The following is a 25,595-nucleotide window of genomic DNA, read 5'->3' on the forward strand; positions in this document are numbered from 1 at the left end:
GCCCCCGGCCGCGACCACGCGGCATACGCCACCGATAGTCTCGAGCCCATGCCGAAGGCGCCCGCACTCGTCGACGTGACCCCCAGCCGACCCGCCGACCGCGCCTGGCTCGACGAGGCGGTGCGGCGCATCCACGCCGATGCCAACCGCAGCGCCGACACCCACCTCGTGCAGGTGCCCGTCCCCGGCCTCCCCGACATCGACCTCTACCTCAAGGACGAGTCGACCCACCCGACCGGCAGCCTCAAGCACCGGCTCGCGCGGTCCCTGTTCCTCTACGCCCTGTGCAACGGTGAGCTGCGCGAGGGCACCACCGTCATCGAGGCGTCGAGCGGCTCGACCGCGGTGTCCGAGGCCTACTTCGCCCGGATGCTGGGCCTGCCCTTCATCGCGGTGATGGCGCGCAGCACCAGTGTCGAGAAGATCGCCCTCATCGAACGCGAGGGCGGCCGCTGCCACCTCGTCGACGACGCCGGCGAGGTCTACGAGGTGGCGCGACAGCTGGAGGACGAGCTCGGCGGCCACTACCTCGACCAGTTCACCTACGCCGAGCGCGCGACCGACTGGCGCGGCAACAACAACATCGCCGAGTCGATCTTCGAGCAGATGGGGCGCGAGCGGCACCCCGTCCCCCGGTGGGTCGTCGTGGGCGCCGGCACCGGCGGCACGAGCGCGACCATCGGCCGGTTCGTGCGCTACCGGGGGCTCGCAAGCCAGGTGTGCGTGGTCGACCCGGAGCACTCCGCGTTCCTGCCGGCGTTCGCCGAGGACCCCGAGGGTGTCGCCAACGCCTGCGGGTCGCGCATCGAGGGCATCGGGCGTCCGCGCGTGGAGCCGAGCTTCATCCCCGCCGTGGTCGACCGCATGATGCTCGTCCCCGACCCCGCGTCCGTGGCCGCGATGCGCTTCCTCGCAGACCGCACCGGGCTGCGCGCCGGCGCCTCGACCGGCACGAATCTCGTTGGGGCACTTCGCCTTGCGTGTGAGATGAAGGCGCGTGGCGAGAGCGGGAGCATCGTCTCGCTGCTGTGCGACGGCGCCGACAGGTATGCCGGGACGTACCGTTCCGATGCCTGGGTCACCGAGTGCGGTTGGGACCTCACGGGACACACCGCGACCCTCGCGCACGCCTGGGACGAGGGCATCTGGGCGGACGCCTGACGGCGCGCCCCGCCTTCAGCCGCCGGAGACCGCGTTGATGACGTGCACGGTCGAGGTCGCACCCACCTCGGTGTCGACGCCCTCGGCCCGCTTGGCGTCCTCGCCATCGACGAAGACGTTGACGTGCCGGCGGATCTCGCCGCGCTCGTCCCGGACCCGACGAGCGAGGACCGGCCACGGCTCGAACGCCCGGTCGAGCACCGTGGACAGCGGCGCCGCACCGCCGTCCAGCTCCACCGGCAGCTCGGCCGCACCGTCGGCGAGGTCGCGCAACAGTCCCGGCAGCACCACGCGCACCGTCATGGCAGCGTGCCCGCCCGCACGACGAGCACGTCGGGCAGCTGGCTCGCGACGAGCGAGAACGACTCGCCGTCGTCTGTGGAGGCGTAGACCTCGCCGTTGCGCGTGCCGACGTAGAGCCCCGGCTGGTCGTGGGTGTCGGTGCCTGCGGCGTCACGCAGCACGTTGGTCCAGCTGTGGGGCAAGCCCGTGGTGAGCGCCCGCCAGGTGGCACCGGCGTCGTCGGACCGGGCCAGCTGGAGCTGGGCGTCCGGCGGGATGCGCTCTCCGTCCGAGGCGATGGGCACGAGCCACACGGAGTCGCCGCGCCGCGGGTGGGCGACCGCCGTCATGCCGAAGTTCGTCGGCAGCCCGGCCTCGATCGAGGTCCAGGTCACGCCGTTGTCGTCGGAGCGGTAGACGCCCTTGTGGTTCTGCGCGTAGAGCCGCGTCGGGGTGGCGCTGTCGCGCGCGACCTTGTGCACGCACTGCCCGAACTCCGGCCACTCGTCGTGCGGCATGAAGTAGGCGTGGATGCCGGTGTTCCCCGGCGACCACGACTGCCCGCCGTCGGTCGTGTTGTAGACACCGCCGGTGCTCATCGCGACCAGCATCGAGTCGGGGTCGGCCGGGCTGGGCAGCACCGTGTGGATCGCGCCGCCCCCGAACCCCTCGCCCCACTCGGGCCGGTGCGGGTGGTCCCAGAGGCCACGGTTGAGCTCGAACGTCTCACCACGGTCGGCGCTGCGCCACAAGCCCTGGGGCTCGGTGCCCGCCCACACCACGTTCGGGTCGTGCGGGTCGGCGACGAGCTGCCACGTCGCCTTGAGCGCGGTGTCGGTGTCGGCCGGGAACTGGATCGAGCCCTCCGGGTGCTCGACCCACGTCGCTCCGAGGTCGTCGGTGTGCTGCAACGACGGTCCCCAGTGCGAGGACCGGAATCCCACGAGCAACCGGGTCGGGTCGGTGCGCGTGTCGAACAGCAGCGACAGCACCTCGCTCATGAGGAAGTGCGGGCCGTCGAGCGACCACTCCTGCCGGTCCTTGCTGCGTGCCAGCCACAGCCCCTTGCGTGTGCCGATCCCGACGATGGTCTCGCTCATGGGGCTCATGCTGGCACTCCTCGTGGTCGGTGGACACCGGTCAGAGGGGTCGACTTGGGCACGTCGTGAAACTCATCGGCGCACCGACGGCGAGCGCGCCTACAGGTCCACGAGGTTGCGCAGCGGCCGCCCCGCGGCATACGCCCCCAGCTGCTCCTGGAGGAGCCGGGTCGCGCGCGGCGTGAACGCCGTGGATGCGCCGCCCACGTGCGGGCTGATGAGTATGCCGGGTGCGGACCAGAGCGGGTGGTCGGCCGGGAGCGGCTCGGGGTCGGTGACGTCCACCGCGGCACGGATCCGGCCCGTCTGCAGGTGGCGGACGAGCGCGTCCGTGTCGACGATGCCGCCCCGGGCCACGTTCACGAGCAGCGCACCATCGGGCATGGCGGTGAGGAACGCGTCGTCGACGAGGCCGGCCGTCTGCGGCCCCAGCGGCAGGATGAGGATGACGACGTCGTGGCGGGGCAGCAGCTCGGGCAGCTCGTCGACACCGTGCACCGACGGCACCAGCTCGTCACCCCCGCGTGCCCGGGAGGCCACCGCGGTGACGGTCACCTCGAACGGCAGGAGCCGTGCGGCGATCGCCCGACCGATCGAGCCATAACCCACGACCAGCACCCGCTTGTCGGCGAGTGCCGGCCAAAAGCCCTGATAGGGCAGCCAGCGCCGATCCTGTTGTGCAGCAACGAACTCCGGGATGCCACGCAACGCCGACAGCGTCAGCGTCAAGGCAAGCTCGGCCGTCGACGCGTCGTGCACCCCTGCGGCATTGGCGAGTCGGGCGCCGGCCGGCAGGTGCTCCGGCACACCGTCGTAACCGGCCGTGAGCAGCTGCACGAGCTCGAGGTTGGGCAGCTGCTCCAGCGCCCGGAGCCGTGGTCCGGCCCCGATGTAGGGCGGCACCACGACCCGCACTTCCTCGGGCCGGCTCGGTGGGCCGTCGAGGTCCCAGACCTCGATCTCGAGTCCCGGCACCGGGCCCACCGCCTCGACCCAGTCCTGTCCCGGCAGCGTCACGAGTGGCATGGGTTTCACGCTAGTCCGGGGCCTCCGCCCGGCGTCGCCCGAGTCCACGTCGCGGCCGCCATCACGCACAATGGGGTATGCCGCCGAGCCGACGCCGCAGGTCCGTCACCACCGTGGTCGCCACCGCTGGCGCCCTCGCCCTCGCCGCCTGCAGTGGCGAGACGTCGCGGGCCGGGAACGGCGTGACCTCGCCGTCGATGTCGACGTCGTCGGACCCCACCAGCTCGTCGCCGACGAGCTCCAACGGCTCGAGAGCGACAACGAACACCCGCAGGTCCACGGTGGCGAGCGGCCTGGACGTGCCATGGGGCATCGCCTTCCTGCCCGACGGGTCGGCGCTCGTCACACTGCGCGACCAGGCCCGCCTCGTGCACGTCCGCGACGGCGCCGAACCGGTCACCCTCGGCACCATCCCCGGCGTGCAGCCGGACGGCGAGGGCGGCCTCCTCGGCGTCGCGGTCTCCCCGGACTACGCCCGCGACCGCCGGGTCTTCCTCTCCTACACCGCCGCCGAGGACAACCGAGTCGTGCGGCTCGCCTTCGACGGCACCCGGGCGAGCCGACCCGAGGCGATCCTCACCGGCATACCCAAGGCCGGCAACCACAACGGAGGGCGGCTCGCGTTCGGTCCCGACGGCTACCTCTACGTCACCACCGGCGACGCGAGCGATTCGGCCCGCGCCCAGGACCGCGACAACCTCGGCGGCAAGATCCTGCGCATCACCCAGGACGGTGCGGCGGCGCCCGGCAACCCGTTCGGCAACCGCGTCTGGACCTGGGGCCATCGCAACGTGCAGGGCATCGCGTGGGCACCGGACGGGCGCATGTACGCCAGCGAGTTCGGCCAGAACACGTGGGACGAGCTCAACCTCATCGAGCCCGGCAGGAACTACGGGTGGCCGACCGTCGAGGGACGGGCGGGCCGCTCGGGGCTCACCGACCCGCTCGTCCAGTGGCCCACCTCGGAGGCGTCACCCAGCGGTATCGCCGTGGCCGACGGCGCCGTGTGGATGACGGCGCTGCGCGGCGAGTCGTTGTGGCGGATCCCGTTGACCAGCAACGGTGTCGGCACACCGCAGCGACTGCTCGAGGGTGAGTACGGCCGGCTGCGTGACGCCGTGCTCGGACCCGACGGACGGCTCTGGGTGCTCACGAGCAACACCTTCCGCGGCGACCCGCGCGAGGGCGACGACAAGGTGCTGGCGATCCCGCCGGGGGCCCTCGCCTGAACCGGTCAGGCACCCGGCGTCACGACACCGTTCTCGTAGGCGAACACCACGGCCTGCGCCCGGTCACGCACGCCCAGCTTGGTGAGCATCCGGCTCACGTGGGTCTTGACCGTCTGCTCCGAGACGACGAGCCGGCTGGCGATCTCAAGGTTGGACAGGCCGCCGGCGACGAGCTCGAGCACCTCGAGCTCGCGGGGCGTCAGCTCGGCCAGCCGCGGCGACTGTCGTGGCACGACCCCGCGACGCGACGTCACCTGGGCGATGAACCGGCGCGTGATCGCGGGTGCCAGCAGGGCATCACCGCGAGCCACCACGCGCACCGCGTGCGCGAGCTCGTCGGCCGGAGCGTCCTTGAGCAGGAACCCGCTCGCCCCGATCCGCAGCGCCTCGTAGACGTAGTCGTCGATGTCGAACGTCGTGAGCATCAGGACGTGCGAGCGGCTCGGGCTGGGTGTGCCGAGGATCGCGCGGGCCGCCTCGAGCCCGTCCATCTCGGGCATGCGCACGTCCATGAGGACCACGTCCGGTTGCAGCCGCGCGACCTCGCGCACCCCCTGCGCCCCGTCGGCCGCCTCACCGATCACGCTGATGTCCGGCTGCGCCCCGAGCAGGGCCCCGAACCCCTGTCGCACCATCGCCTGGTCATCGACGATGACCACGGAGATCGACATGGCGCGACCTTATGCCCCGGCCGGGCGCCCGCCGGCCAGGGGTAGGCGCGCGGACACCTGCCAGCGGTCCGCCTCACGACCCGCGGTCAGGTCGCCGCCGACGGCTTCGGCGCGCGTGCGCATCCCGAGCAGCCCACTGCCACCCCCGCCCTCAGCAGGCAACGAGTCTGCCCCGATTGCGTTGGCCACGAACAGGTGCAGGGCCTCCTCGTCCGCGTCAATGCGCACATGGCAGGCCTCGCCTGGGGCGTGGCGCGAGGCGTTGGACAGCGACTCCTGGACGATCCGGTATGCCGCGAGGCCGACGGCCGCGGGCACGTCACCGAGGGTGGGCGGCAGCGCATCCCACGTGAGCGGCATACCCGCCGCCTGTGCGGAAGCGAGCAGTGACGCCACGTCGCCGCCGCCGGGCACCGGCGCGACGAGCCGTTCGCCCTCGTCGGACCGCAGCACGCCGAGCACGCCACGCACCTCGGTGAGCGCGGCGCGGGCCGACCGCTCGATCGAGGTGAACTCCTCTCGCGTTGCCGCGTCGACGTCCGCGAGCCGGTAGGGCGCCGACTGCGCCTGCACCACGATGAGCGACATGTGGTGCGCGACGACGTCGTGCAGCTCGCGGGCGATCATGCTGCGCTCCTCCAGCACCGCACGGCGGGCGCGTTCCACCTCGCCGAGCTCGGCCTCACGGGCGAGCTGGCGGCGCGACAGGATCAGCCAGCGCACCAGCAGCGCGACGATGGCGAGCACCGCCTGCCCCCACGCCCAGTTCTTGAGGTCGCCGTCCAGCACCACCCCGAAGACCGCGCCGGTGCCACCGATGGCGATGAGCACCTCGGGCCACGGTGCGCGCAGGCAGACCCCCACGAGCAGCGCGAGCAACACGAGGAAGTACACGACCGGCCACGGCATCGGCCAGTCGGGCAGCGCCGACCGCGAGGCCCAGAAACCGACCCCGACGGCGAGCGCCAGCCCCCAGGCGAGCAGGGGCCGGGCGCGCGCCAGCAACAACGGCCCCACCTCCCAGAGGGCCACCACCGGCAGCAGGCTGGGGGTCACGGCATTGGTCAGCGGCAGGGTCGGCCAGGCGATGGAGAACAGCAGGGCGGCGACCAGCGCGAGGGTGATGTCGACGTTGCGGCCTGCCAGCCGGCCGGGCAGCGCCAGAGCCCGACCGGCACCGCGGGCGAGACCGCGCAGGCGCTGCCGGCGCGGACGGGGCTGCTTGGTCGACTTCATGAACACGCGGCGAGCCTACGGGCCGCCGGGGCCGGGGCGCGTCACTCCCAGGAGTGACATCCGCCTACCCCACGAGTAGACGGTCGGGGCCCGCGAGAGACCAGAACAGTAGGCGAACTCCCCTCTCGCGCATGACGATCCGTTGCGTCAGGCGTTCCTAGCTTCGCGGTCATGAAGACCGCAACCAAGTACCTCACCATCTGCCTCGTCATCGGCACGTGCCTGTGGGCCATGCTCGAGTCGCCCCAGGCCCTGGGCGGTCGCGACGGCACCGAGACCGCCAGCGCGGTGGCCGTCGACGCCCTCGTGCACGAACCGGGCGAGCGCGCCGAGGTGACCATCCCCCGTGGCTTCGGCCGGGCCATGGGCTATGCGCCACGGCTCCAGCAGGGGCTGCTCGTCGACCCGACCGGCGAGTGCTCCGGGCCGCTTCCGCTGCCGGCCAGCTTCGACGCCGTCTGCCGCCGGCACGACCTCGGCTACGACCTCCTGCGCTACGCCGACGAGTCCGGTCAGCCGCTGCCCACGTCGGCCAGGCGCGCCATCGACGACCAGTTCGACGCGGGCCTGCACGCGGCCTGTACCAGCGGTGACTGGAGTTGCGTGGCCCTCGCCGACACGGCCTCAGCGGCCGTGCGGGTCAACTCCTGGCGCCAGCACTGGGCGGCCCCTTGGCACGAGACACCCGCGAGCATCGTCCAGGCCGCCAGCGGGATCACGGTCCTGCTCTCCGCGCTCGGCCTGGCCGGCGTGGGCCTGGGCCGGCTGCGCCCCCGCAGGCTCCGCCGCCCGGTCGCCGCCATCGCGACCACCTCGGCGGTGTCGGCATGAGCGTCGCCGTCGCGACGCGAACTGCGTTGCACCCCAGGGCAGTCGAGCTTCCCGCGCCGCCGCGGGTGTCCGCCAGCATCGCCGTCCTCTTGGGTGTCGTCGCCGGGCTGTTCCCGTCGCTCATCCCCCATGGACCGATCCTGCGCGGCGTCTCGGTCGGCTTGTTCGTCTTGGCGACCACCGCCCTCACCCGTCGTCTCCGACCCGCCGCCCCGCGACTCAGGCCGCCCACACGACGGCTCACCCTCGCCGCCACGGCGGTCGTGCTGCCCGCATTCGCGTGGTGGGCCATCGGCGTGGAGGCAGCGCAGCGGGCGGCCGCGGGCATGCCGCCGGCGGGCCCCGTCCACTGGGCGGCGGCTGCCTGCGTGGCGGTCGCGACCGCCACGCTCCTGCGCGGCATCGGGTGGCTCGCACGCCACTGGCGCCGGACCTGGCGACCGGTCCTCGGTGCGGCCGTCGCGGTCGCCTTCCTCGCCCCAGCCGTCCCCGTCCAGGCCGCCGGCTCGTCCGGCCAGGTCCTCCAGCAGGGCTCACCCGTGGGTGCCGTGCGGGCGTATGCCGCGGAGCGGGCCGACGAGTCGCTGGGCCAGCGGGCGGAGCGCGCCGCCGACCTGCTCGTGTCGCGTGGCGGCCTCGCCAAGGAGCACGTCGTCGTCGCCGTGCCGACGGGCTCGGGGTGGGTCGACCCGGCGGCGGTCACGGGCTTCGAGAAGAGGTTCCGGGGCGACGTGGCCACCGTGTCGCTCCAGTACGCCACCACACCCAGCTGGGTTGCGTTCCTCTTCCAGCGCGACTCGGCGAACACCGGTGCGCGCGCCCTGCTCGACGCGGTCCTGGCCCGCGTCGACACACTCCCCGAGGCCGAACGCCCGCAGGTCCACCTCTACGGCGAGAGCCTCGGCGCCCTCGCCGGGCAGGCGGCGGTCAGCGCCCCCGGACGGACCGACCGGCTCTGCTCGGCCCTCTGGGTGGGCTCCCCCGGCGGCGGCCGGGCCGGTGTCGACCGCGAGGTGCTGGTCAGCAACGCCGACGACCCGGTGGTGCTCGCGACGCCATGGCTGGCCGTTCGCCCGGCCGAGGCGGACGCTCCGTGGCTGCCCGGTGTCAGCTACGCGCAGGCGGCCTTCGACTTCGTCGGTTCGCTGGCCGTGCCCGAGGGACACGGCCACCGCTACGGAACCGACCAGGCGCTGGCCATGCCGACCTGCCCCAAACCCTCGCTAGGTTGACCGCACCGGGGAAACCTCACGCGCCCAGAAAGGGACGACCCATGTCAGCAGTGGACGAGATCCTGTCGCAGGTCGACATCAACCAGCTCGCACAGCAGGTGGACGCACAGCCGCAGGAGGTGGAGCAGGCCGCCCGCACCGCGCTGCCCGCGCTGCTCGGCGGGCTCGAGGCGAACGCTGCCGACCCGGCCGGCAACGCCTCCCTCCAGCAGGCACTGGGCCAGCACAGCTCCTCGCTCATCGACGGCGGTGTCGACCTGTCGCAGGTCGACACGGCCGACGGCGCCAAGATCGCGTCGAACATCTTCGGCTCCAACGAGGAGCAGGTCGTCAACCAGCTCGGCGGCGTCGGGGGCGGCGCATCGAAGGGCCTCATCAGCAAGCTGATCCCGATCCTCGCGCCGATCGTGCTCTCCTGGCTGGTCAAGCAGGTCACGGGCAAGACCGGCGGCGCGACGCCGTCTGCCCAGGGCGGTCAGGCCGGCTCGGGCGGGCTCGGCGACATCCTCGGCCAGGTGCTCGGTGGCGCCACGCAGGGTGCCCAGCAGGGCAGTGGCGGCGGCGCGGGCAACATCATCAGCGACGTCCTGGGCGGCCTCCTCGGCGGTGGGCGCCGCTAGCAGCGCCCGCCGGCCACGCGGCATACCGGCATGACGTCGGTATGTCGCGTGGTCAGGTGAGCTTGGCGAGGATCAGCTCGCGCGCCTTGCCGGCGTCGGCCTGACCCTTCATCTCCTTCATGACCTGGCCGATGAGCGCCCCCGCGGCCTGCACCTTGCCGTCGCGGATCTTCTGTGCCACATCGGGATTCGCGTCGATGACCTTGTCGACGGCCGCCTCGAGTGCGCCGTCGTCCTGCACCAGCTCGAGCCCACGCGCGTCAGCCACTTGCGTCGGCGTGCCCTCGCCGGCGATGACACCGTCGAGCACCTGGCGGGCGAGGTTGTCGTTGAGCCGGCCGGCCTTGACCAGCCCGTCGAGCTCGGCCACGTGGGCCGGGGTGACGCCGAAGTCCTCGACGCCCTTGCCCTGGGCGTTGGCGCGACGGGCCAGCTCACCGAGCCACCACTTGCGGGCGGCCGCCGGAGTGGCCCCGGCCGTCACGGTCTCCTCGATGAGCTCGAGCGCGCCCGCGTTGACGACGTCGCGCATCTCGAGATCGCTGTAGCCCCAGTCGGACTGGAGCCGTGCCCGTCGTTCGGCCGGGGGCTCGGGCAGGGTCGCCCGCAGCGCCTCGACCGTCTCGGCGCTCGGCGCGACCGGCACGAGGTCGGGCTCGGGGAAGTAGCGGTAGTCCTCGGCGTCGGACTTCTCGCGACCGGCGGTGGTGACCCCGGTGTCCTCGTGCCAGTGGCGCGTCTCCTGGGTGATCTTGTGGCCCGCGTCGAGCACCGCGGCGTGCCGCGAGATCTCGTAACGCACAGCACGCTCGACCGAGCGCAACGAGTTGACGTTCTTGGTCTCGGTGCGGGTGCCGAGCGGCACCTCTGCCTGCTCGGCACTGGTCGGGTCGCCGACGCGCGGACGCAGCGACACGTTGGCGTCGCAGCGCAGCGACCCCTGCTCCATCTTCACGTCCGAGACGTCGAGCGCGCGCAGCAGGTCGCGCAGCGCGGCGACGTAGGCTCGCGCGACCTCGGGGGCGCGCTTCCCCGCACCGGTGATCGGCTTGGTGACGATCTCGATGAGTGGGATGCCGGCGCGGTTGTAGTCGACGAGGGAGTGGTCGGCGCCGTGGATGCGGCCCGTCGCGCCACCGACGTGCAGCGACTTGCCGGTGTCCTCCTCCATGTGGGCGCGCTCGATCTCGACCCGGAACGTCTCGGTCCCCGGGCCCGACTCGGCCGGCACCTGCACGTCGAGGTACCCGCCCGCCGCGATCGGCTCGTCGTACTGGCTCGTCTGGAAGTTCTTCGGCATGTCCGGGTAGAAGTAGTTCTTCCGCGCGAACCGGCTCCACGGCGCGATCGAGCAGTTCAGGGCGAGCCCGATCCGGATGGCCGACTCGACGGCCTTCTCGTTGACGACGGGCAGCGCGCCCGGCAGCCCGAGGCACACCGGGCAGACCTGGCTGTTGGGCTCGGCCCCGAACCCGGTCGCGCAGCCGCAGAACATCTTCGAGGCCGTGCCGAGCTCGACGTGCACCTCGAGCCCCATCACGGGGTCGTAGCGCTTGATCGCCTCGTCGTAGTCCACGACCTCGTCGGTGACGGTGGTGGTCATCTGGTCAGGCTCCCTTCACGCCGAGCTCCGGCGCCTTTGCGAGCAGCGGCCCGCCCCACTTCTCCAGCAGCATGGCCTCCAGCGCCGCACCGACGCCGTAGAGCCGCTCGTCCTTGGTCGCCGGTGCGAGGACCTGGATGCCGGTCGGCAGCCCGTCCTCGTCGGCGAGGCCGCTCGGCAGCGACATGCCCGGCACGCCGGCGAGGTTGGCCGGGATGGTCGCGACGTCCTGGAGGTACATCGACATCGGGTCCTGGAGCTTGTCGCCCAGCTTGAACGCCGTCGTCGGCGAGGTCGGGCTCACGAGCACGTCGACCTGCTCGAAGGCCTTGGCGAAGTCGTTCGCGATGAGGCGACGCACCTTCTGCGCCTGCCCGTAGTAGGCGTCGTAGTAGCCGCTGGACAGCGCGTAGGTGCCGAGGATGATGCGGCGCTTGACCTCGTCGCCGAACCCGGCGTCGCGGGTCGCGGCCATGACCTGCTCGGCGCTCGGGTCGCTGACGCCCTCGGGCAGCACCCGCAGGCCGTAGCGCATGGCGTCGAACTTCGCGAGGTTCGACGACGCCTCGCTGGGCAGGATCAGGTAGTAGGCCGCGAGCGCGTAGTCGAAGCTCGGTGCCGACACCTCGACGACCTCGGCACCGGCACCCTCGAGCAGCGCGACGGCCTCGTCGAAGCGCGCCCGCACGCCGGCCTGGTAGCCCTCGCCGCCGAGCTCCTTGATGACGCCGACCTTGAGACCCTTGACGTCCGCGCGGCGCGCGGCCTCGACGACCGGTGGCACCGGTGCGTCGATCGAGGTGGAGTCCATCGGGTCGTGCCCGCCGATGACCGAGTGCAGCAGCGCGGCGTCGAGGACGGTGCGCGTGACCGGCCCGGCCTGGTCGAGGCTGGACGCGAGCGCCACCAGGCCGTAGCGCGAGACGCCGCCGTAGGTGGGCTTGACGCCCACCGTGCCCGTGACCGCGCCGGGCTGGCGAATGGAGCCGCCGGTGTCGGTGCCGATCGCCAAGGGCGCCTCGTATGCCGCGACGGCGGCCGAGCTGCCGCCTCCCGACCCGCCGGGGATGCGGTCGAGGTCCCACGGGTTGTGCGTGGGGCCGTAGGCGGAGTGCTCGGTGGAGGACCCCATGGCGAACTCGTCCATGTTGGTCTTGCCGAGGATGGGCAGGCCGGCCTCGCGCAGCTTGGTCACGAGGGTCGCGTCGTACGGCGGCACCCAGCCCTGGAGGATGCGCGACCCACAGGTCGTCGGCATCCCCTTGGTGGCCATGACGTCCTTGACCGCGATCGGCACACCGGCCAGGACGTGCAGGTCCTCACCGGCCGCACGACGGCGGTCGACGTCCGCGGCAGCGGCGAGGGCACCCTCGCCGTCGACGTGGAGGAAGGCGTGCACGTCGCCGTCGACGGCACCGATGCGGTCGAGGTGGGCCTGCACGACCTCGGTCGAGCTGACCTCGCCGCGGGCGAGGAGGTCGGCCAGCGAGGCAGCGCTGGCGCGGGTGATGTCAGTGTTCACGGTGGTCCTTGGATCGGGTCCGGCTCAGTCTTCGGCGAGGATGCGCGGCACGGAGAAACGCTCCTGCTCCTGCGCCGGCGCCATCGCGAGCGCGACCTCGGCGCCGAGCGACGGGCGCACCTCGTCGGGGCGGGTCACGTTGGTGATGGGCAGCGGGTGCGACATCGGCTCGATGTCGTCCGCCGCGACCTCCTGCACCTTGGCCACGGACTCGAGGATGACCCCGAGCTCGCCGACCATGCGGTCGAGCTCGGCGTCGGAGAGGTCGATGCGGGCGAGGCCGGCGAGGTGCGCGACGTCATCCCTGGACAGTGCGGACATGCCCGTCAGTCTAGGGGTGAGCAAGCCCTCATCCCGACGCGGTGTCGGGCCCGCCGGACCCGCCCTACAGTGAACGCATGAGCAGCAGCCTGCCCATCAACCTGTTCACCGCGATCGACCACGTGGGCGTCGCCGTGACCGACCTCGACGAAGCGATCGCGTTCTACCGCGACACCTTCGGCATGGAGCTGGCCCACCAGGAGGTCAACGAGGAGCAGGGGGTCCGCGAGGCGATGATGGCCGTCGGCGGCAGCGGCTCGCACATCCAGCTGCTGGCACCGCTGTCCCCCGAGTCGACCATCGCCAAGTTCCTCGACCGGTCCGGCCCCGGCGTGCAGCAGGTCGCCTACCGCGTCGAGGACGTCGAGGCGGTCAGCCAGACCCTGCGCGAGCGCGGCCTGCGGATGCTCTACGACGAGCCCCGCCGCGGCACCTCCAACTCGCGGGTCAACTTCATCCACCCCAAGGACGCCGGCGGCATACTCGTCGAGCTGGTCCAGCCCGCGCACGAGACCCACTGACGCGCGGGGCCCCTCCCGAGGCGACCTGTGCGTCGGCGAGACTGGGCGAATGACCGAGACCAACGACTCGACCGCCTGGTTCGAGCAGCTGTATGCCGCGGCCGCGGCCGGTGAGATGCAGGTGCCCTGGGATCGGGGCACCCCGGCCGTGCCACTGGTGGAGTGGGCCGAACGCGAGGGCCTGAGCGGCGTGACCGCGGATGGCCAGACCAGGACGGCGATGGTCGTGGGTGCCGGCTACGGCCGCGACTCGGAGTACGTCGCCAGCCTGGGCTTTCGCACCACGGCCTCCGACATCGCCCCGACCGCCGTCAGGGACACGAAGGCGCGCTTTCCCGACAGCCGGGTCGACTACGTCGTGGCCGACCTGTTCGACCTGCCCGAGCAGTGGCGCGGCGCCTTCGACCTGGTCGTCGAGGACATGAACGTCCAGGCCCTCCCTGAGTCGGTTCGCCCCCAAGCCACCCAGGGTGTCGCCTCGCTGGTGGCACCGGGCGGGACGCTCGTGGTCATCATGGTTGCCCGCGACGAGGGCGTGGTCGTCGACGGACCACCGTGGCCGTTCACCGCGGGCCAGCTCGACGGCTTCGGTGCCGGTGGGCTGACCACGGTCACCCGCGAGCGCCTTCCCTCGGCCAGCGCCCCCGGCGTCAGCATCTGGCGCGAGGTCCTGCGCAGACCTCGCGAGAACTGACCACGGGTCGGCCGAACGGCCGAGATGTGATGCAAACTCGGGCATATGCCGCCTGCCCACAGCAGAATGCAGCAGGCCACCGCTTTCGCCCCCCTCCCCGTAGGACCTCGCATGAGACTTCGTGTGCTCCTTGCCGCCGTGCTCGGACTCGCCACCACCGCGGCCCTGGGCGCACCGGCCGCCGACGCGGCCGTGCCCACCCCGAGCGCCTTCACCGCCGTCACCGCCACTCCGGGTCCACGCGCCGGTGAGATCACCTTCACGTGGAAGCAGGACGGCCGGAACACCACCGGCTTCGTGATCGAGACCGGCCTGACCACGTTCAGCCCGGTCGACAGCTCCCAGCCGCTGCACGGCCGCGGCTCCAAGACCTTCGCGGTGGGCCGGACCAGCAGGTCGGTGACCCTCACCGCCAGCCAGGTCGCGTCCGCCGGCGCCGCCCTGGGTTCGGGCAACCACCTCTTCTACCGGGTCAAGGCTGTCAACGTGACGCGGTCCGGGTCGACCACCCGGTGGTGGCCGTACCTCCAGAGCGTCGGCGTGCGGCCCACCACCGCCACGGCCGGTAGCACCCTGGTGCGCGTCGGCACCTACAACGTGCACACGGCCAACACGCAGCCGGGCGTGCGCGCGTGGTCGACGCGGGTCGGTGGCATCGTCGACGAGATCAAGCGCACCAACCCCGGCGTGGTCGGTCTCCAGGAGCTCGGCATCACGCCCGCCAACGGGTCGTCCCAGGGCAGCCTCACGGCCACCACCCAGGCCCAGAGCCTGGTCAACACGCTCGCGTCCAGGGGCGTTGGCAAGTACCGGCTCGTGCGCACCACGCGCTATGTGAAGCCCGGCACGGCCTCCGCCATCCAGGGCGCGCGCATCCTCTACGACTCCTCGCGCTACCGCCTGGTGACATCCTGCCCCGAGACCACCGACGGGTCCCCCTGGTCGTCCGCGTGCATCATCCCCATGCCGATGCGGCCCGGTGACAGCGAGTGGGTGCGGCGCCACGCGGCATACGCGACCCTGCAGGACCTGCGCACCGGCCGGCAGTTCATGGTCGTCTCCGCCCACCTCGACCAGCGCCACTCGACCACCGCCAGCACCGACCGCATCTACGAGCAGCTGCGTGCCGACCAGGTCGCCACCGTCATGAACCGCGTGAACCAGCTCAACACCGCCGGCCTGCCGGTGGTCTTCACCGGCGACATCAACACCTACCAGAGCAACGTCGGCGGCTACCTCGCGCACGACGCCCTGGTCCGCGGCGGCTACTACGACACGTCCGCCGCGCTCACCCAGGTCAACCTGCGGTACTCCACGGTGAACAAGTTCGCCTGCACCGTGGCCGTGCCGATGGTCGGCAAGTTCCCGGGCTGGGGCTCGCGCATCGACGTCGTCATGGTCAAGGGCCTGGGCAGCGCCGTCGCTGGGAGAACGCCCTGGTGCGCACCGACTGTGCGCGCCCGACGGACCACAACCTCGTCCTCGCCGACATCCGCATCTGAACCGCCCGGTCACCCGTGAGCCACGTCACGGGTGACCGGCGTCTCACGCCCCGGCCACGCGGCATACGCGCCAGTAGGTTCGCAGGCACGCACCGTGCCCCGAGCCCGCTGGGCCCACGACGACGCCGAGGAGCAGTTCCAGTGCAGGAGATCCGCGACGCCATCCTTTCCGGTGACCGGACCGAGCAGACGTATGCCGGCCTCACCATTCCCGAGTCCTATCGCGCCGTGACGGTGCACAAGGACGAGGTCGACATGTTCGAGGGCATGGCCACCAAGGAGAAGGACCCGCGCAAGTCCCTCCACCTCGATGACGTGCCGCTGCCCGAGCTCGCGCCCGGTGAGGCCCTGGTCGCGGTCATGGCGAGCGCGATCAACTACAACACCGTGTGGACCTCGATCTTCGAGCCGGTGTCGACCTTCGGCTTCCTGGAGCGCTACGGCCGCACCTCCGAGTACGCCAAGCGGCACGACCTGCCCTACCACGTGGTCGGCTCCGACCTCGCCGGCGTCGTCCTGCGCACCGCCCCCGGCGTCACCAAGTGGAAGCCCGGCCAGGAGGTCGTCGCCCACTGCCTGTCGGTCGAGCTCGAGGACGCCGACGGCCACAACGACACGATGCTCGACCCGCAGCAGCGGATCTGGGGCTTCGAGACCAACTTCGGCGGCCTCGCCGAGCTGGCCATCGTCAAGTCCAACCAGCTCATGCCCAAGCCCGCCCACCTGTCGTGGGAGGAGGCGGCCTCGCCCGGTCTGGTGAACTCCACGGCATACCGCCAGCTCATCTCCAAGAACGGCGCCGCCATGAAGCTCGGCGACCGCGTCCTCATCTGGGGCGCCTCCGGTGGCCTCGGGTCGTACGCCACCCAGATGGCGCTCGCCGGCGGTGCGACCCCGATCTGTGTCGTCTCGTCGCCGGAGAAGGCGCAGATCTGCCGCGACATGGGAGCCGAGCTGATCATCGACCGCAGCGCCGAGGGCTACCAGTTCTGGAACGAGGACGGCACCGAGCAGAACCCCCGCGAGTGGCAGCGGCTCGGCAAGAAGATCCGCGAGCTCACCGGTGGCTACGACGTCGACGTCGTCTTCGAGCACCCCGGCCGCGAGACCTTCGGCGCCAGTGTCTACGTGGCGCGCAAGGGCGGCACCATCGTCACCTGCGCCTCGACGAGCGGCTACCTGCACGAGTACGACAACCGCTACCTGTGGATGAACCTCAAGCGGATCGTGTCGAGCCACTTCGCCAACTACCGCGAGGCATGGGAGGCCAACGAGCTCATCAACCGGGGCCTCATCAACCCGACCCTGTCCAAGACCTACTCGATGGAGGAGGTCGGGCAGGCCGCGCTCGACGTGCACCGCAACGCCCACCAGGGCAAGGTCGGCGTCCTCACCCTCGCGCCGCAGGAGGGGCTCGGTGTCACCGACCCCGACAAGCGCGAGGCGCTGCTGCCGCAGATCAACCGCTTCCGCAACGCCTGAACCACGCCCAAGCCCCTGACCTGCGCAAACACCCGCGCGACCCGACCTGCCCCCGGGCGGTGAGGGTCGCGCGGGTGTCATAGTCTTCCGCCCATGTCACTCCTTCGACGCTGGCGCGAGTTCGGCCGCACGCAGCGCGAGTCGCTGCGTGCGAGCAACCACCCGCACGAGCGGGAGCAGGGCGACCCCACGCCCGTACCCGACGACATCCTCGCCGATGTGCTGCCGACCTCGGCACAGTCGACAGGCGCACCCGTCACCACCGGCGACGGCGAGAAGGGCTCGGACGACGGTGCCACGGACGGCGACGCCAAGGAGGGCTTCTTCACCCCGCACCCGGAGCGCTACGGCCGCCTGGGGCGTCCCCTCAACCGGCAGTCGCCGTTCTACATGGGGTTCTTCGGCGGCATCGGCGTCCTCGCGGCGCTCCTGCTCTGGCACACCATCGGACGCCTGACGACGACGATCACCCTGCTCGTCGTGGCGTTCTTCCTCACCCTCGCGCTCAACCCGCTCGTCGAGGCCCTCACCAAGCGCCGCGTCAACCGCGGGCTGGCGGTCACGATCGTCTTCGCCGGCCTCGTCGGGGTGTTCGCACTGCTCGGCTACGTCGTCGTCCCCCCGGTGGTCTCCCAGGGCAGCGAGCTCGTGCAGGCCGCCCCCGGCTGGCTCAACGAGGTGCTCGCCAGCAAGTGGGTGCAGGACCTCGACGCCAGCTACCACGTGGTCGACAAGGTGCAGGAGGAGTTCAACAAGCGCATCACCGACGGCAACTTCCTCAGCCAGGTCTTCGGCGGGGTGCTCGGCGTCGGCGCGGCCGTGATCGGTGGCATCTTCCAGGCCTTCACCGTCCTGGTGCTGACCCTCTTCCTGCTCGCGTCGTTCCCGCGGGTCAAGCAGGCGGCATACGCGATGGTCCCGGCCTCGCGCCGCCCGCGCGTCACCTCGCTGTCCGAGGAGATCATGCGCCGCACCGGCTCCTACGCGATCGGGCAGGTCGCGGTCGCCTCGATCAACGCCGTGTGCTCCTACGTCATGATGACGATCGTCCACATCCCGTATGCCGCGGTGCTCGCCGTCGCGGTCGGCTTCCTGGGCCTGATCCCGATGGTGGGTGCCACCATCGGCGCCGTCGTCGTCTGCGTCGTCGCCGTCTTCGACGAGCCGCGCAAGGCGATCATCGCCGCCGTCTACTTCGTCATCTACCAGCAGGTCGAGAACTACATCGTCGCGCCGCGGGTCATGCAGCGGACGGTCTCGGTGCCGGGTGCGGTGACGGTCGTGGCGGCCCTGGCCGGCGGCACCCTGCTGGGCGTCCTGGGCGCGCTCCTGGCCATCCCCGTCGCGGCCGGCCTGCTGCTCCTCTACGAAGAGGTCCTACTCCCCCGGCAGGCCAGGCACTAGCCGGCCGGGACTGCCCCGGCGCGAGTCAGCGGTAGGAGCCGCCGGGCTGTCGCCGCTCGCGGGCCGACCAGCACGTGCCGTGCCAGTGGCGGCGGTCGTCGATGCCGCCGAGTCCGTCCGCGGGCCACGCGACGACGTGCGGGACCCCCGGCGGGATCTGCTGCTGGCACCCGGGGCACAGGTAGGAACGCTGCGACGACGCCCCGGTGACGCGGCGCACGAACCACTCCCCACCGGCATACCGCTCACGCCTGGGTGCGCCCCCGACCGCACGGTCGAGGTTCAGCGGGACCTCGTCGCGGCGGCGTCGGTTGGCACGGGGCACGGCTGCGATTCTCCCAGAGCCGGCAGCCGCTCCCGCAGCCTGCCCATGGCCTTGTGGGCGGCGACCCGGACCGACACCGCCGAGCAGCCGAGCACCTCGGCGATCGCTGCGTCCGGCAGGTCGTCGTAGTAGCGCAGGACCAGCACCGCGCGCTGTCGCGGCGGCAACGTGGCCAGCAGCTGCCACACCTGGTCACGGTCCTCGGTGGCACCGGCCGGCGAGGCGACCGACCCGGCCGCGTCACTCGTGACGAGGTCGTGGGAGACCACCTCGCGGCTCGAGCGGCGCCGCTTCCCCGACACGAACGTGTTGACCATGACCTTGCGCACGTAGGCGTCGACGCTGTCGGCCTGCTCCACCCGCCGCCAGTGGAGCAGCACCTTGGCCAACGTGTCCTGGACGAGGTCCTCGGCGTCGTGCCGGTTCCCGGTGAGCGACATCGCAGCACCCATGAGGCGCGGCAGGGCAGCTTCGACGTACCGCGTCGCGGCGTCCGGCCGCCCGCGCCCGCCCCCGAACAGCCCCATGCCTCAGCGCCCCGTCGCAGCCGGTATGCCGCTGGCCGTCACCTTGGCCGTGACGATCTTGTTGATGCGGATCGCCTCGGCGCGCGCCTCGGCGGGCGGCAGGTCGTTCACGACCACCGAGACGATGACGTCACCGACGCGACGTGCCGCGAGGTACCCGTTGACGCCCAGCTGCTCCCCGGACGACAACCACGTGGTCGCAGGGTCCTCACCCGGCCACGCCTCCTGCTGCTGCGGCGGGCTCCAGCGGCAGCTGCCCTCGTTGCGCCGCAGGTCGGCGAACCGGTCCGGCCCGGTGCCCGTGGCCCAACCCGTCACCCCGATGGTGACGCTTGCGTCGCCCAGCGTGCCCTTGGCGGCCCAGGCCATCTGCTGCACACCCGACACCGGGTCGGGCTTCGCATCACGAGCCGCCTGGTCCGGCTGCCCCGTGTTGTCGCACATCTGCGCACCGGGGGCGGCCGGCGTGAGCGGGCTGGGGACGGGAGTGCCGTGGTACTTCATGTCGAACCGCAGCTGGCTCGCAGCCGGGAAAACGTCGCCGAAGTCGTACTGTGCCTGGGGACGCACCGGTTTCCCTTGTGCCGCACCGGGTTTCGACGCGGCGTTGGGTGCGGTGGCACTCCTGCCCAGTGGCTGCCCCAACGCCGGCGGGAACTTCTCGTCCAGCAGCGTCGTGGCGGCCCCGCCGGCCAGCTCGGTCGCGATCCGTCGGGCCTCAGCCGCGGAGGCGTCCGACCGGGCCGAGCCCGCGACCAGCACGTCACCCACCCGCACCACTGCCAGAGCGGTCGTCTGCGTGATGTCGTTGGTCGTGGCCGTGTCGGTCCACAGGACCGAGTCGTCGCCCGGCCCTTCCCACGCGGCCGTCTTCATCGCGGGCGTGGTGCACGGCAACGCGCCGTTGCGCAGGTCCGCCATCGCCTCCGCCCCGGTGCCGGTTGTGAAGCCGGCGACCCCAAGGTTGGCCAGCCATCCCGGACCGGCGTCGGGCACCTCGAACTGGTTGGACCACCCGGCGACGGCCTGGCGCCGGTCCTTCAGCTCGGCCCAGTCGCAGCCACCCGCGACTCCAGCCAGGTCCGCCTGGGAGATCGGCCCCGACATCTCGCGCACCCCGCTCGGCAACGGGTCGGGCGTCAGGTCCGGAAAGCGGTAGGCCGCGGTCCCGGACTGCAGCGCGTACCTGCTCCAGTCCGGGTCGGTCCCCGTCGCGGAGGTCGCCGTCGCGGCCGTCACGGTCGCAGAGCGGGTTGCGGTGGAGGCCGCCGGAGCCGGCGCGGTCCGCGGCGCACCACCCCACATGCTGCTCCCGAGGAGCACGGCGACGGCAGTGGCGGCCACAGCACCGCTGACCGTGGCCCCGCCGACGAGAGCTCGGCGCCGCCGCAACCGGTCGGCGCGCGCCCAGCTCGCGTCGCGCAGGCCGGTCAGGTCGTCGGCCGGTCCCGGCCGGGCCGCGGCGAACGTGTCGCGCAGCAGGTCCTCGACGCCCTCGTCGCCTCGCAGCATGGGTGCCCCCTCGGTCGGTGGGACACGGTTCGCGTCCCCTCACCCTCCAGACGGCCCGACCTGCCCGTGACGTTACCCCGGTATGCCGCCCACGCGGCATACCGGGGTAACGTCACCTCACGCGTAGGTGCGGAACCCGCGTCCGGTCTTGCGACCGAGGTAGCCGGCGGTCACGAGGTGCTCGAGCAGCGGTGCCGGGGCGAACCCGCGCTCACGGAACTCGAGGTAGAGCTCGCGCTGGATCGCGAGGGACACGTCGAGCCCGACCACGTCGAGCAGCTCGAACGGGCCCATCGGGAGGCCACAGCCGGTCTTCATCGCGGTGTCGATGTCGTCGGCGGTGGCGTAGTTGGCCTCGAGCATCTTGACCGCGTCGTTGAGGTAGGGGAACAGCAGCGCGTTGACGATGAAGCCGCTGCGGTCCCCACAGGTGACGGCGTGCTTGCCGACCTTGGCGCACAGGTCCTGGACGGTGGCGACCACGTCGGGCGCGGTCGAGACGGTGTGCACGACCTCGACCAGCTTCATGATCTGCGCCGGGTTGAAGAAGTGCATGCCGATGACGTCCTGCGGCCGGGAGGTGACCGCGGCGAGCTCGACGACGGGCAGGCTCGAGGTGGTGGTCGCCAGGATCGCGCCGGGCCTCGCGATCTCGTCGAGGTTCTCGAACAGCGCCTGCTTGACCGCGAGGTCCTCGACGACGGCCTCGACCACGATGTCCACGCCAGCGAGCGCCTCGAGCGAGGTGGTGCCGGTGAGGTGGCCAAGGGCCTCGTCGCGGGCCGACTCCTCGAGCTTGCCGCGCTGGACGGCCTTCTCGAGCGACTTGGTGATCGCGGCCGTGACGGCATCGACCTTGGCCTGGCTGCGCGTGACGTAGGTGACGTCGTAACCGGCCTTGGCGAAGACCTCGACGATGCCCGTGGCCATCGTGCCCGAGCCGACCACGCCGACCGTGCGGATGGGGCGCACCTCCGCGGCCGCGCCCTCGCGCGCACCGGGCGTCAGGGCGTCGTCGACGACGGTCGAGGAGCCGGGCTCGGCGTAGGTGTAGAACCCGCGGCCGCTCTTGCGACCCTTGAGGCCGGCGCTGACCATCTGCTTGATGATCGGGCTCGGCGCGTGCAGGCGGTCGCGCCCCTGCTTGTACATCGTGTCGAGGATCTCGTAGGCCGTGTCCAGGCCGATGAGGTCCATGAGCGCAAGCGGACCCATCGGGTAGCCGCAGCCCAGCTTCATGGCTGCGTCGATGTCTTCCCTTGTCGCGTAACGGCTTTCGTACATCGACACCGCGTGGTTGAGGTAGCCGAAGAGCAAGGCGTTGGCGATGAACCCGGCCTTGTCGCCCACGACGACGGGCTGCTTGCCGAGCCGCTGGGCGAGCGCCTTGACGTCCTCGAACACCTCGTCCTCGGTCACGACGGTGCTGATGACCTCGACGAACTGCAGCACCGGCGCCGGGTTGAAGAAGTGCATGCCGACGACCCGCTTGGGGTTGCTCGTGGCGACGGCGATCTCGGTGACCGACAGGCTCGAGGTGTTCGTCGCGAGGATGGCGTCGGGCCCGACGATGGTGTCGAGCTTGCCGAAGATCTCCTTCTTGAGGTCGAGGTGCTCCGGCACCGCCTCGACGACCAGCTGGCAGTCGGCCAGGTCGTCCATGGCGGCCGAGAACCGCACGCGGCCGTGCAGCGCCGCCTGGTCTTCCTCGCTCAGCTTGCCGCGGCTGACGGCCCGGTCGGTGGAGTGCTGCAGCACGCCGCGCCCCTTCTCGACCGCACCCTCGTCGACCTCCACGGCGACGACGTCGATGCCGTTGCGCGCGAACACCTCGACGATGCCGGCACCCATGGTGCCGAGACCGACCACTCCGACCGTGTTGAACTCCCGAGCCATGCCGGCGATCCTCCCAGACCTCGTATGCCGTGTGGTCAGGCGGGCGGCGTGAGCCTCACCACGCGCAGCCCCCCGGCGCGCTTGCGAGTCTTCGGAAGAATTCGTACGTTCCAGCGTCGGGATTCTTCCGAAGACTCGGGGGTCAGGGGTGGTTCACCAGTCGTGGCCGGCGCCGATGAGGGCGGACTCCATGTGGAACCGCTGCTCGCGGGACAGGCCCCGGATCGCCGTGGGCACCGGGATGTCGACGGCGCGGCAGTAGTCGCGCAGCGCGTGGTCGTAGGCCAGCCGCGCGGCCATGAGTCGCTCGGCCTTGTTCGGGTGGTTGGACTGCTCGACGTAGCGCACGTGGGAGGCGAGCCGACTCAGCTCGAGCGCGAGCAGCACCGGCGGGATCGGCTCGGGCACCGGTCTGCGCGCAGCACGCCACGCCTGCGCCCGGCGGACCAGCGGGCGCAGGACCAGCGGCGGCCTGCCGCCGGTCAGCCAGCGCACCGCACTCGCCAGTGAGCCGAAGACCAGGGCGAGCGCCGTCAGGTTGACGAGCATGTACGGCATACCGACTCACCTCTGTGAGATCGAGTGTGCGCCCACGCACACCGCCACGCAACGCCCTGCGTAGAGTTGCGCCTCGTGCGGCTGGTGATTGCGAAGTGCTCGGTGGACTACGACGGGCGGCTCTCCGCCCACCTGCCCCTGGCGACGCGGCTGCTGCTGGTCAAGGCCGACGGGTCGGTGCTGGTCCACAGCGACGGCGGCTCCTACAAGCCGCTGAACTGGATGTCGCCGCCGTGCGCGATGGCGGAGGTGTCACCCGAGGAGCACGAGGCCGCCGACGGGGTGACCGCCGTCTGGCAGGTCCAGCACGCCAAGTCCGACGACCGGCTGCGGGTGCTCATCCACGAGGTGCTCCACGACTCGAGCCACGAGCTCGGTGTCGACCCGGGCCTGGTCAAGGACGGCGTCGAGGCCCACCTGCAGAAGCTGCTCGCCGAGCACATCCACACCCTCGGTGACGGGTTCACGCTGGTGCGCCGCGAGTACATGACGGCGATCGGGCCGGTCGACATCCTGGCCAAGGACCCCGGAGGGGCGAGCGTGGCCATCGAGATCAAGCGGCGCGGCGACATCGACGGCGTCGAGCAGCTGACCCGCTACCTCGAGCTGATGAACCGCGACCCGCACCTCGCGCCGGTGTCGGGGGTCTTCGCCGCGCAGGAGATCAAGCCGCAGGCGCGCACGCTGGCCACCGACCGCGGCATCCGCTGCGTCACCCTCGACTACGACGAGCTGCGCGGCATCGACAACAGCGAGCACCGCCTCTTCTAACGCCGGTTCGAGGTAAAAACGCCGGGGATCACCGGCGTTTTTACCTCGAACCGCGGGGGGTCAGACGACCGCTCGGTCGGTCTTTCCCGGCCAGGTGCGCACGTCGAACCCGTCGGCGTCGACCGAAACCTCGGCCGGCACGCAGTTGGGCAGGTACTTCGCGGCGGCCAGGTCGGCGCGAACCATGCCGTTGATGCGCGGCAGGACGAACGACATGACCCCGCCGTGCGTGAACACCAGGACGGTCTCACCGCGGTGCAGGTCGGCGATCGACTGGAGCGCGTCGCGGTAGCGGGTGATGACCTCGGCGCCGGACTCAGCGCCGGGGATGCGGCGTTCGAGGTCGCCATGCACCCACGACTTGAAGATCGACGCCAGCTCGGGGTCGTCGTGGGGGCGGCCGGCGAGTGTGCCGACGGCATACTCCTGCAGGCCCTCGACCGTCACCGCGTCGGTGCCGAGGAGCTGGGCCGCCAGCTCGCCCGACTGCTGCGCCCGGTGCATCGTGCTGTTGAACACTCGTACGACGTTGCGACCGCGCAGCGACTCGGCGAGGTCGCGCACCTGCTGCTCGCCGAGCGGCGTCAGCCAGCCGCCGTCGTCGGAGAGCACCGACGGGTTGCCGTACTCCGCGTCGCCGTGGCGCGTGACGAGCAGCGTCGCGGGGCAGTGCAGGTCGCTCACCCTCGTGACCCTAGCTGCTTGCGTCCCGGTCACCGGTTGTCCGAGCCACCGTTCACGCAGACGCAAGCAGACGCAGGAGGCGGCCGGCCTCCTCGCGCATCGCCTCGCGACCGGGGCCGAGGTACTTGCGGGTGTCGACCAGCCCGGGGTCGGCGTCGAGCCGCTCGCGGGCGACCCCGGTGAACACCGACTGGAGGTGGGTGGCGATGTTGACCTTGGTCATGCCCGACCGCACGGCCGCCGCAAGCCCCTCGTCGGGCACACCGGACGAACCGTGCAGCACGAGGGGCACGGGCACCGCGCCGCGGATCGCCGCGATGAGGTCGAGGTCGAGGGCGGCGTCGCGGGTCGTCATGGCGTGCGACGAGCCCACCGCGACGGCGAGCGCGTCGACACCGGTGTCGCGGACGAATGCCGCGGCGTCACCTGGGTCGGTACGCGCGCCGGGCGCGTGGACGCCGTCCTTGCCACCGATCTCACCCAGCTCCGCCTCCACGCTCACCCCCATCGCGTGGCACTCGGCCACGACGGCGCGCGTCTCCTCGCGGTTGTGCGCGTCGGGCAGCGTCGAGCCGTCGAACATCACCGAGGTGAAGCCGAGGTCGACGGCTTCGCTGACGAGGTCTCGTGAGACGGCGTGGTCGAGGTGCAGGACGACGGGCACCTCCGCCTGCTCCGCCAACACCCTGGTCGCTGCCGCGAGGGGCGCGAGCTGCCCGTGCCACTTCACGGTGTTCTCGCTGATCTGCAGCACGACGGGCAGGTCGGCGTCCTCGGCGGCGCCCACCAGCGCCTCGGCGTGCTCGAGGTGGATCACGTTGAACGCACCCACCCCGCGCCCGGCCGAGCGCGCCTCCTCCAGCACGGGAACAAGGGGCACCAGCA

General features: G+C 71.7%; 27 protein-coding genes. 11 read left to right on the forward strand and 16 right to left on the reverse strand.

All coding sequences use genetic code 11. From position 1 onward, the window contains the following. Positions 1-48 precede the first annotated feature (48 nt). Positions 49-1,161 (forward strand): PLP-dependent cysteine synthase family protein, encoded by a 1,113-nt coding sequence (locus HJG52_RS06660; protein WP_171242679.1) that lies wholly within the window; start codon positions 49-51, stop codon positions 1,159-1,161. A 15-nt stretch (positions 1,162-1,176) separates the two neighbouring features. Here the strand turns inward: HJG52_RS06660 and HJG52_RS06665 are convergent, their stop codons facing one another. The 4 genes from HJG52_RS06665 to HJG52_RS20665 all read right to left on the reverse strand — a co-directional run bounded on the left by HJG52_RS06665 (position 1,177) and on the right by HJG52_RS20665 (position 3,882). Next, on the reverse strand, positions 1,177-1,464 hold the full coding sequence (locus HJG52_RS06665) for a MoaD/ThiS family protein (protein ID WP_171242680.1): 288 nt from the start codon (positions 1,462-1,464) through the stop codon (positions 1,177-1,179). After that, a complete protein-coding gene (locus HJG52_RS06670) occupies positions 1,461-2,543 on the reverse strand; it encodes a WD40/YVTN/BNR-like repeat-containing protein (protein ID WP_171242681.1) in 1,083 nt (360 codons plus the stop codon). The genes HJG52_RS06665 and HJG52_RS06670 overlap by 4 nt, the downstream gene beginning before the upstream one ends. 99 nt (positions 2,544-2,642) lie before the next feature. Continuing rightward, the gene (locus HJG52_RS06675; protein WP_171242682.1) at positions 2,643-3,569 is read right to left on the reverse strand and encodes a 2-hydroxyacid dehydrogenase; all 927 of its coding nucleotides are present in this window, start codon (positions 3,567-3,569) and stop codon (positions 2,643-2,645) included. A gap of 61 nt (positions 3,570-3,630) precedes the next feature. Then, positions 3,631-3,882 (reverse strand): hypothetical protein, encoded by a 252-nt coding sequence (locus tag HJG52_RS20665; protein WP_240977757.1) that lies wholly within the window; start codon positions 3,880-3,882, stop codon positions 3,631-3,633. On the opposite strand from HJG52_RS20665, the gene HJG52_RS06680 reads away from it, so the two are divergent. After that, entirely contained in the window at positions 3,869-4,798 is a 930-nt protein-coding gene (locus tag HJG52_RS06680) for a PQQ-dependent sugar dehydrogenase (RefSeq protein ID WP_346767600.1), read from the forward strand. The two genes, HJG52_RS20665 and HJG52_RS06680, sit on opposite strands and share 14 nt — an antisense overlap. 5 nt (positions 4,799-4,803) lie before the next feature. Here the strand turns inward: HJG52_RS06680 and HJG52_RS06685 are convergent, their stop codons facing one another. Further along, positions 4,804-5,469 (reverse strand): response regulator, encoded by a 666-nt coding sequence (locus HJG52_RS06685; RefSeq protein ID WP_171242684.1) that lies wholly within the window; start codon positions 5,467-5,469, stop codon positions 4,804-4,806. Between the two features lie 9 nt (positions 5,470-5,478). Then, positions 5,479-6,705: a sensor histidine kinase gene (locus tag HJG52_RS06690; protein ID WP_240977684.1), complete on the reverse strand. Its 1,227-nt coding sequence runs from the start codon at positions 6,703-6,705 to the stop codon at positions 5,479-5,481. Between the two features lie 171 nt (positions 6,706-6,876). Here HJG52_RS06690 and HJG52_RS06695 point away from each other — a divergent pair, with 171 nt between their 5' ends. Genes HJG52_RS06695 through HJG52_RS06705 form a run of 3 tightly spaced genes read left to right on the forward strand, consistent with a single transcriptional unit; the run spans position 6,877 to position 9,388 of the window. Continuing rightward, the gene (locus tag HJG52_RS06695; RefSeq protein WP_171242686.1) at positions 6,877-7,536 is read left to right on the forward strand and encodes a phospholipase A2 family protein; all 660 of its coding nucleotides are present in this window, start codon (positions 6,877-6,879) and stop codon (positions 7,534-7,536) included. Next, on the forward strand, positions 7,533-8,768 hold the full coding sequence (locus HJG52_RS06700) for an alpha/beta-hydrolase family protein (protein WP_171242687.1): 1,236 nt from the start codon (positions 7,533-7,535) through the stop codon (positions 8,766-8,768). Before HJG52_RS06695 ends, HJG52_RS06700 begins: the two co-directional genes overlap by 4 nt. Positions 8,769-8,809: 41 nt before the next feature. Further along, positions 8,810-9,388: a DUF937 domain-containing protein gene (locus tag HJG52_RS06705; RefSeq protein WP_171242688.1), complete on the forward strand. Its 579-nt coding sequence runs from the start codon at positions 8,810-8,812 to the stop codon at positions 9,386-9,388. Between the two features lie 52 nt (positions 9,389-9,440). On the opposite strand, the gene gatB is transcribed toward HJG52_RS06705, so the two are convergent. The 3 genes from gatB to gatC are packed head-to-tail and all read right to left on the reverse strand — an operon-like array spanning position 9,441 to position 12,834. Next, entirely contained in the window at positions 9,441-10,991 is a 1,551-nt protein-coding gene (gene gatB / locus HJG52_RS06710) for an Asp-tRNA(Asn)/Glu-tRNA(Gln) amidotransferase subunit GatB (protein ID WP_171242689.1), read from the reverse strand. Positions 10,992-10,995: 4 nt separating this feature from the next. Next, positions 10,996-12,513 carry an Asp-tRNA(Asn)/Glu-tRNA(Gln) amidotransferase subunit GatA gene (gatA, locus tag HJG52_RS06715; protein ID WP_171242690.1) on the reverse strand — a complete coding sequence of 506 codons (1,518 nt, stop codon included), beginning with the start codon at positions 12,511-12,513 and terminating at the stop codon, positions 10,996-10,998. 24 nt (positions 12,514-12,537) lie between these two features. After that, positions 12,538-12,834, reverse strand: coding sequence for an Asp-tRNA(Asn)/Glu-tRNA(Gln) amidotransferase subunit GatC (gene gatC, locus HJG52_RS06720; protein WP_171242691.1), 297 nt, complete (start codon positions 12,832-12,834; stop codon positions 12,538-12,540). Between the two features lie 77 nt (positions 12,835-12,911). Here gatC and mce point away from each other — a divergent pair, with 77 nt between their 5' ends. The 5 genes from mce to HJG52_RS06745 all read left to right on the forward strand — a co-directional run bounded on the left by mce (position 12,912) and on the right by HJG52_RS06745 (position 18,437). Further along, entirely contained in the window at positions 12,912-13,355 is a 444-nt protein-coding gene (gene mce, locus HJG52_RS06725) for a methylmalonyl-CoA epimerase (protein ID WP_171242692.1), read from the forward strand. A gap of 49 nt (positions 13,356-13,404) precedes the next feature. Beyond that, positions 13,405-14,049 (forward strand): class I SAM-dependent methyltransferase, encoded by a 645-nt coding sequence (locus HJG52_RS06730; protein WP_171242693.1) that lies wholly within the window; start codon positions 13,405-13,407, stop codon positions 14,047-14,049. Positions 14,050-14,160: 111 nt separating this feature from the next. Continuing rightward, on the forward strand, positions 14,161-15,570 hold the full coding sequence (locus tag HJG52_RS06735; protein ID WP_171242694.1) for an endonuclease/exonuclease/phosphatase family protein: 1,410 nt from the start codon (positions 14,161-14,163) through the stop codon (positions 15,568-15,570). A 122-nt stretch (positions 15,571-15,692) separates the two neighbouring features. Next, positions 15,693-17,033, forward strand: coding sequence for a crotonyl-CoA carboxylase/reductase (gene ccrA, locus HJG52_RS06740; protein ID WP_171242695.1), 1,341 nt, complete (start codon positions 15,693-15,695; stop codon positions 17,031-17,033). 93 nt (positions 17,034-17,126) lie between these two features. After that, entirely contained in the window at positions 17,127-18,437 is a 1,311-nt protein-coding gene (locus HJG52_RS06745) for an AI-2E family transporter (protein WP_171242696.1), read from the forward strand. A 25-nt stretch (positions 18,438-18,462) separates the two neighbouring features. On the opposite strand, the gene HJG52_RS06750 is transcribed toward HJG52_RS06745, so the two are convergent. The 5 genes from HJG52_RS06750 to HJG52_RS06770 form a co-directional block, all read right to left on the reverse strand. Then, complete coding sequence (locus HJG52_RS06750) at positions 18,463-18,762, reverse strand: hypothetical protein (RefSeq protein WP_171242697.1); 300 nt, start codon at positions 18,760-18,762, stop codon at positions 18,463-18,465. Further along, on the reverse strand, positions 18,720-19,289 hold the full coding sequence (locus tag HJG52_RS06755) for a SigE family RNA polymerase sigma factor (protein ID WP_171242698.1): 570 nt from the start codon (positions 19,287-19,289) through the stop codon (positions 18,720-18,722). Before HJG52_RS06755 ends, HJG52_RS06750 begins: the two co-directional genes overlap by 43 nt. A gap of 3 nt (positions 19,290-19,292) precedes the next feature. Beyond that, entirely contained in the window at positions 19,293-20,801 is a 1,509-nt protein-coding gene (locus HJG52_RS06760) for a hypothetical protein (protein ID WP_171242699.1), read from the reverse strand. A gap of 117 nt (positions 20,802-20,918) precedes the next feature. Continuing rightward, the gene (locus tag HJG52_RS06765; protein WP_171242700.1) at positions 20,919-22,697 is read right to left on the reverse strand and encodes a 3-hydroxyacyl-CoA dehydrogenase family protein; all 1,779 of its coding nucleotides are present in this window, start codon (positions 22,695-22,697) and stop codon (positions 20,919-20,921) included. Positions 22,698-22,850: 153 nt separating this feature from the next. After that, positions 22,851-23,255 carry a hypothetical protein gene (locus HJG52_RS06770; protein WP_171242701.1) on the reverse strand — a complete coding sequence of 135 codons (405 nt, stop codon included), beginning with the start codon at positions 23,253-23,255 and terminating at the stop codon, positions 22,851-22,853. Between the two features lie 75 nt (positions 23,256-23,330). On the opposite strand from HJG52_RS06770, the gene nucS reads away from it, so the two are divergent. Further along, positions 23,331-24,026 carry an endonuclease NucS gene (gene nucS / locus HJG52_RS06775; protein ID WP_171242702.1) on the forward strand — a complete coding sequence of 232 codons (696 nt, stop codon included), beginning with the start codon at positions 23,331-23,333 and terminating at the stop codon, positions 24,024-24,026. A 60-nt stretch (positions 24,027-24,086) separates the two neighbouring features. Here nucS and HJG52_RS06780 read toward each other — a convergent pair whose 3' ends face one another. Both HJG52_RS06780 and HJG52_RS06785 read right to left on the reverse strand, forming a co-directional pair. Beyond that, positions 24,087-24,710 carry a histidine phosphatase family protein gene (locus HJG52_RS06780; RefSeq protein ID WP_171242703.1) on the reverse strand — a complete coding sequence of 208 codons (624 nt, stop codon included), beginning with the start codon at positions 24,708-24,710 and terminating at the stop codon, positions 24,087-24,089. A 52-nt stretch (positions 24,711-24,762) separates the two neighbouring features. Next, complete coding sequence (locus HJG52_RS06785; protein ID WP_171242704.1) at positions 24,763-25,590, reverse strand: ketose-bisphosphate aldolase; 828 nt, start codon at positions 25,588-25,590, stop codon at positions 24,763-24,765. Positions 25,591-25,595: the final 5 nt, after the last annotated feature.

Origin of the sequence: Knoellia koreensis, assembly GCF_013041615.1 — a bacterium.
Taxonomy (GTDB): domain Bacteria; phylum Actinomycetota; class Actinomycetes; order Actinomycetales; family Dermatophilaceae; genus Pedococcus; species Pedococcus koreensis.